The organism is Pseudomonas sp. MN1F (assembly GCF_009391885.1).
GTDB lineage: Bacteria > Pseudomonadota > Gammaproteobacteria > Pseudomonadales > Pseudomonadaceae > Aquipseudomonas.
Genome location: NZ_VZII01000030.1, coordinates 1 through 6,034, shown reverse-complemented (window position 1 = coordinate 6,034; position 6,034 = coordinate 1). Strand labels below are relative to the sequence as shown.

Annotated in this window: 4 protein-coding genes; all 4 read right to left on the bottom strand. The window is 59.3% G+C overall.

Annotated elements, in window-relative coordinates:
- Nucleotides 1–173: 173 nt before the first annotated feature.
- Nucleotides 174–1,553, bottom strand: a complete 1,380-nt coding sequence (locus F6X59_RS15625; RefSeq protein ID WP_152956990.1) for an 8-oxoguanine deaminase — start codon at nucleotides 1,551–1,553, stop codon at nucleotides 174–176.
- A 125-nt stretch (nucleotides 1,554–1,678) separates the two neighbouring features.
- Nucleotides 1,679–3,037 (bottom strand): Na+/H+ antiporter NhaA, encoded by a 1,359-nt coding sequence (nhaA, locus tag F6X59_RS15620; protein ID WP_152956989.1) that lies wholly within the window; start codon nucleotides 3,035–3,037, stop codon nucleotides 1,679–1,681.
- Nucleotides 3,038–3,191: 154 nt separating this feature from the next.
- A complete protein-coding gene (locus F6X59_RS28710) occupies nucleotides 3,192–3,995 on the bottom strand; it encodes a DUF6708 domain-containing protein (protein WP_256669346.1) in 804 nt (267 codons plus the stop codon).
- On the bottom strand, nucleotides 3,992–6,034 hold a 2,043-nt coding region (locus F6X59_RS28415; RefSeq protein WP_218572252.1), incomplete at its 5' end, for an apolipoprotein A1/A4/E family protein. The genes F6X59_RS28415 and F6X59_RS28710, both read right to left, overlap by 4 nt.

The window sequence follows — 6,034 nt, the reverse complement described above, 5'->3', positions numbered from 1 at the left end:
TCCTGGGCCGCAGCGCTTGACGGGCATCCATGCCCGTCACCTCCCTCCGCAAGACCTCCGCTCGGCCTCCTGAAGTCGCATTTGGCGTTTGCTGAACTACCGCGCGCTTAGAAGCAAAAGCAAAGCAAAAGCAAAGCAAAAGCAGAGCAAAAGCAGAGTACTTACTGGTGGAATCAGTCGCCGCTGACGAGCTGGTAGGCCAACTGGTTGTGGCGTTCCAGCACGCGGGGCAGGTCGATGGTGGTGAGGCGGCCATCCTGCACCACCACGCGGCCATTGATCACGCTGGTATCCACGTGGGTCGGAGTGCAGAACACCAGGGCCGCCAATGGGTCGTGCAGGGCGCCGGCATAGGCCACATGGCCCAGGTCGAAGGCGACGAAGTCGGCGATCATGCCCGGCGCCAGGGCACCGATGTCGTTGCGGTTGAGCACCTTGGCGCCGCCCAGCGTGGCGATTTCCAGGGCTTCGCGGGCGGTCATCGCGTCAGGGCCAAAGCCCACGCGCTGCAGCAGCAGTGCCTGGCGCACTTCGCCGATCATGCTGGCACCGTCGTTGGAGGCCGAGCCATCGACGCCCAGGCCCACCGGTACGCCGTGGTCACGCATCTTGCGGATCGGCGCGATGCCCGAGGCCAGGCGCATGTTCGAGCACGGGCAGTGGGCGACGCCGGTGCCGGTGCGGGCGAACAGCTCGATGCCGTGCTGGTCAAGCTGCACGCAGTGAGCGTGCCACACGTCGTGGCCAACCCAGCCGAGGTCCTCGGCATATTCGGCCGGGGTCATGCCGAACTTCTCGCGGCTGTAGGCGATGTCGTTGACGTTCTCGGCCAGGTGAGTGTGCAGCGATACGCCGTAGTTGCGCGCTAGCACCGCAGCTTCGCGCATCAGGTCACGGCTGACCGAAAACGGCGAGCAGGGCGCCACTACCACACGCAGCATCGAGCCATGGCTGGCATCGTGGTAGTCCTCGATCAGGCGCTGCGACTCCTTGAGGATGTCGCTTTCCTTCTCCACCACCGAATCAGGCGGCAGGCCACCCTGGCTGCGGCCCACGCTCATGCTGCCGCGGGCAGCGTGGAAGCGCATGCCGATTTCGCCAGCAGCATGGATGCTGTCGTCGAGCTTGCAGCCGTTGGGGTAGATGTACAGGTGGTCACTGGAGGTGGTGCAGCCAGAGAGGATCAACTCGGCCATGGCCGTCTGGGTCGAAACCGAGATCATTTCAGGGGTCAGCCGCGCCCAGATCGGGTACAGGTTGGTCAGCCAGTTGAACAGCTCACCGTCCTGAGCCGCCGGCACCACGCGGGTGAGGCTCTGGTACATGTGGTGGTGAGTGTTGACCAGGCCCGGGATGACCACCTTGCCGGCCATGTCGAGGATCACGTCGGCGTGCTGCGGCAGCGTGTCGCTGGGGCCGACCTGCTTGATCACATTGTCTTCGATGTACAGGCCGCCGCCTTTGATCTCGCGGCGTTCGCCGTCCATGGTGACCAACAGTGCGGCGTTCTTGACCAGGAGGGTCTTGGGGGTGTGTTGCTTAGAAGCTTGCATGGCATGTGCCTGGCGCAATACGCAGCGACGATTGCCGATGTCGTAGGCGCACAGACATGCATGTAAGCAAAGTTTGAAATTTTTGTATACAAGAAAATGCCGGGGCCCGCAGGCCCCGGTCTCTTTCAACCCGCTTGCACAGGCGCCTTGCTGGCGCCTTTGCGCAGGCCCGTGACGCCCCAGGCCAGGCCCAGCACGGCAGCGATCACCGAGCCCGACAGCACGCCGAGCTTGGCCGCGCCCAGCGAGGCCGGGTCGCTGTAGGCCAGGTTGGCAATGAAGATCGACATGGTGAAGCCGATGCCGGCCAGCAGGCCAATCAGGGTGATGCCGCGCCAGTTGACCTGGGCTGGCAGGCTGCACCAGCCCAGGCGCACCATCAGCCAGCTGACGCCGATGATCCCCAGCGGCTTGCCAGCCACCAGCGCCACGGCCACCGCCATCATCACCCAGTGCGGCGCCTCGGCGGACAGGTCGATGCCCGACAGGCCCACACCGGCGTTGGCCAGGGCGAACAGCGGCATGATTGCGTACGCCACCCAGGGGTGCAGGGCGCCGCCCACACGGGTCACCGGTGGTACCAGCTCACGCTGGGCCAGACGCAGGCGCTTGAGCGGGGCGCTCAGGTCGCCGGTGTCCTGCTCCGGGGCCTTGGCGCGGCCGAGCAGGTCGTTGGTGAAGCGCGAGATCGCATCCAGCGGGCGCTCGCCCAACGGCATGGCGGCAACTGGGGTCATCAGGCCGAGGATCACACCGGCCAGGGTCGGGTGGGCACCGGTCATCAGCATGCCAACCCAGGTGATGGTACCGGGGATGATATAGGCCCAGGCCGAGCCGACGCCGATCTTCTGCAGTCCGACCACCAGCAGAAGGCCGATGGCAGCCACGCCGAAGCCGCTGTAGTCGAGGCCACCGGAGTAGAAGATGGCGATGATCAGCACGGCAATGATGTCATCGATGATCGCCAGCGCCAGCAGGAATACCCGGATGTTGGACGGGATCGACTTGCCCAACAGGGCCAGCACGCCGACTGCGAAGGCGATGTCAGTGGCCGTCGGCACCGCCCAGCCTTGCTGCTCGGCCGGCGCATGGCCGAAGGCCAGGTAGATCAGTGCGGGGACGGCGACGCCACCGACTGCAGCGGCCATGGGCAGTGTGGCCTGGCGCAGGCTGGACAGGGCACCTTCGTGGATTTCGCGGCGGATCTCCATGCCCACCACAAGGAAGAAGATGGTCATCAGGCCATCGTTGATCCAGAAGTGCAGCGATTGCGAGAAGCTCAGCGAACCGATGCCGAAGCTGATCGGCGTGTGCCAGAGGGCGTCATAGCTGGCGGCGGCTGGGGAGTTGGCCCAGATCAGCGCAGCGACGGCGGTGATCAGCAGGACGATGCCGCTGACCGCTTCGATGTGCAGGAAACGCTCGAAATTGGCGAAGGCGCGTTGGGCCAGGCGCTGGGCGCGGGAAAGATGTGTTTTTTGCATAGGCGCAAGAACTCCCGCAGGCGGCCCGACCGGCGTTGTTCTATTAACCTGCTTCACTGCACCTTGCAGCTAGCACCCGGGGGGGATTTTAGCGGGTAGGGGCGGGGAGGCCAAGGATTTCCGCCATTGTGGCCTCCGACGCGTGGGTGGGAGGTCAGGGTTGCTCTGCTTGAGCAGGGGCAGTGCGGGATTCCAGGTCCATTTCGGCGGGCCATTGGACTTTGGGGGCACGCTGATCAAAAAGGTTGGAATGAGTGCCCTCATTCCACTCCCAAGGCGGATTGACGAACTCAGGCAGCGCGTCGGGCCCTTGCTGCATGAACAATCTTGCTATATTCCAATACTGTTTCCCTTTTTCTATGTCTGCAGTGAAGAAAAAGCGGTCAATTATCTCGTCGGTTCCAGGCTTGCAGACAGATATCCGGACTTCCTCCTTTAAGCCGCCGTACCCCATAGGTGCATAAAAGCGATAAACTTCGGCAGTGAGATTCTCCCAGTCGTAGGCGACCGGTTTAACTCCCCAGTTCTTGCGGCCGAATGGGTGAAGGCGATCCATTCGGTACTGGTAGAAGTAGACTTTTCGGCGGTGCCGGTTGAAGCGGATAGGTTCGTCGCGTGGCAGCTCCAACTCGAAACGAAGGTAGGGCGTAACTATAAAAAATGACCCAGTGAATGTGGCTAGCGCTACACTCGCAAGAGCCAAGTCGATTTTAGGGAATGAGCTGAAGTAATTAAATATTGCAAAAGTTGTTTCTAATGTGACCAGTAGAAGCACAATTGGCCCAATAACGATCCAGTACCCCCTGAATTTCAGTATGGATCTTGGGATTTCCAGATGGTTTTGGCTGATTTGATTTGGTGGTGGGTCTAGCTGGTCGGAAATTGATTGCAGAAGAGCAGGCTCATTTGGAGCGGGTAGGTCATATTTCCAGCCAAATCCACGATGAGGAAGGGTCATTGTTTTTCCGCCTGTATTTTTACTTCTGCGACAGCGTCCGGAATGTTTCGATCTGGCCAGTAGGCTGATACAAGGGTGGCGGATAAAATGTTGTGTCTTCCAATGTCAGGAGTGAGCTCTACGGTTCCAGTGATGACTTTCAGGTTGTAATTATTTTGGGGCTGCGGAAGCTTCTGGTTGGTGTTTGTTATTTTAATGGTGTCTCTGTAGTCCGGGGCTCTAGGGCGTTTCGAGGCTGCTAGGGAAGTGTGGTTGGCGGTTCTTGTGGTCAGGGATGGAACAAAATATTGTTCACTTGCAATAACTTCACCTCCAGTATGATCGGGTGGGTTGCCGTCTCCTGAGCGATGAATTATTAAGGCCCAGTGGTAGCCGGAAGTGCCTTCTGTGAATTGAGGTAGCATGATTCTGAATTTTAGTGTTGTATTGGTTTCTACGTTGGCAAGGCCACCTATTTTCGGACTCGTTGCATGCTCTGCTTTGACGGTTACGAATGTCAGTCCATTTGTCAGGCCCAGTGTGCATGCATTCAATTCGGAGATTGCAATGTCCGCATAATTTGGCGAGTCCCAGTGGATTCGTGGGGATTCGTTGGCGTTGCCGAAATAACAGCGCCTAGCCCACCGCTCTAGAGGTGTTGATTCGCTCTCAGTGGCTGTTTTCATCAGGGTATAAGTGACAAAGCCAAGTACTACAGCGATTCCTAAAGGCCCAAACATGATCGGATAGAATACAGCAGCAGTTGAGAATACGGTGCTGAGTATTCCGGCGATGAAAGTGTACCTGTACCATTCGTATGAGGTTTCGTCGCCAGAGGTACTGCTTCGCCTCATTGCGAGCAATGCCTGAATTGTATCAAAGAGTCCGGTGATGGCGCTGATGGCTGCTCCGGTACTCGCAACTGTACGACCAATGGAGAACCTGTTTTCTATTTTCGCTCTGTGCGGCATCAATAAGCCCAAAAGCTCTATTTCTCCACCAAGAAGACCTAGGCTCGATCCGTATAGGGCCATCATGGCCTCATTGGACTTCGGACCGATTTCTTCCTCCACTATTTTGAGGTTCTTTTCAAGGCTATCGCTCATCAAGAAGAGCCCGCCCAGCGAAAGCAGCAACTCCCAGCCTTTTCCCGTCCCTCGTAGCCCGCTGAAGCTGTCGCGGACCAATTGTGATGCTTGGCCCGCGCTGATCTTCATGCCATTCAGCGTCTTCCGCGCATCCAGCTCTAGGGTGCCCGCCGCAACTGTGATGTTCACCAGCGCCATCTTCGCAGCATTGTTCAACTGGTTGACGTTGAGCTTCACTTCTCTGGCCAACCGCTCATGCAGTTCATGCGCCGTGCCTTCAACCCAGACGCTGACCGGGATAATTTGATGTGCGACTTTCGGGTCCAGCACGGCAAGGCTCAGCAAACCGGTCTGAATGATGGGTTTAACGTTGCCTGCTTGCCTGAAAATACCGGCCTTCACATCTTCAAGGTCCGGCATCATCTGCGCCCGCGCCTCGGCCAGTTTCTGGCTGGCGCTGTTCTGCAGTTCACGCAGGTGCGCGCTTTGCAAGGCGTAGTACTCACCCAGCTTCATCTGCACCTGCAATTCGATCAGATGCACACCGTTGTAAATCCGCTGGCTGGCACTGTTCAGGTGCCGCACAGCCTGCTGGACACCAGGGTCGAGCCGCACTTGCAGACGCAGACTGGCGGCATTGACCGCGCTCTGCAGTTCGGTGATGGCCTGCTTGAGCGAATCTCGCATCTTCAGGCCGGCGTCTTCACTGGTGATGAATTTGCTCAAGGCGCTGTAGAGCTTTTCGCTGTCGTTCCAGTTGGTCGGCTCGGTTGGCGAGAAGCTTGGCAACAGTGCCGCCATCAGCGGCCCGTCGCGAAGAAGGAGCGCCCGGTAGGGTGGGCTGTTCGGATCTTGCAGCCACTTCAACCACAGCGCTTCGCTGCTGCCTTGGGCTGGCTCAGGGTTGGTGGACGGCGCCTCGGTGATGCCGCCGGCCAGGCACGCAGCGATGGTCTTGCTGTAGGCGATGCC